The organism is Oxalobacter paeniformigenes (assembly GCF_027158465.1).
Taxonomy (GTDB): Bacteria; Pseudomonadota; Gammaproteobacteria; order Burkholderiales; family Burkholderiaceae_D; genus Oxalobacter; species Oxalobacter paeniformigenes.
Window position 1 is genome coordinate 1 of record NZ_JAMKYL010000016.1, and the last position, 734, is coordinate 734.

Here is a 734-nt window from a genome sequence, read left to right on the forward strand (position 1 = left end):
TCAAGAAATCCGGCTATGACGTAGAAATGGGCGAAAACGTCAACAACCGTATCGGCTTCCGTGGTGTTGAAGACCTCGGTTCCGGTGTGAAAGCCACCTTCGAACTGGAAAGACGTTTCAATCTGAATGACGGTACGTCCAAGGATATGCATGTCAACGGAAAATACCAAGACTGGGATGGTCTGGCCAACGTCGGTCTGAAGAGCGACACCTGGGGCGCTGTCCGTTTGGGTGTTGTCAACGAACTGACGACCGAAACCATCCGTAAATTCGATCCGTTCTATCAGTATGGCGTTGCAGGCATGATCGAAGGTACGCAGCGTTCCCGTGCGATTGAAAACACGCTCCGTTACGACAGTCCGAACTGGAGCGGCTTCCATTTCGGCGCAACCTATTCGTTGGGTGGTAATACCGATAGCAAGTCTATTGATGGTTTCTATAACGATGCCAATCCAAACGACCCAAATAATTCCGGAATGGCTTATGTCAAGGGTGAAGGCGCTGACAACGACGGTTACGGCATCATGCTCGGTTACGACAATGGTCCTCTGGCCCTGGTCGGTAACTGGAGCCGTCTGGTTGATTCCAAGAATTCTTCTGTCTGGAACTTGGGTGCTGCTTATCGCTTCGGCGATGCCAAGGTCGAATTGCTGTATCAACAGACCAAGGACAAAGGCTGGTACAAGGGCGATGTTTCCGATTGGAAAGATATTGCTGCATATAGCAACGTCGAT

1 protein-coding gene is annotated in these 734 nt (G+C 50.5%); it reads left to right on the top strand.

The genetic code is table 11. The features are described 5' to 3' along the window. Window positions 1–734, top strand: a 734-nt coding sequence (locus NAI64_RS09035; protein ID WP_269299791.1) for a porin, incomplete at both ends; no start/stop codon positions are given.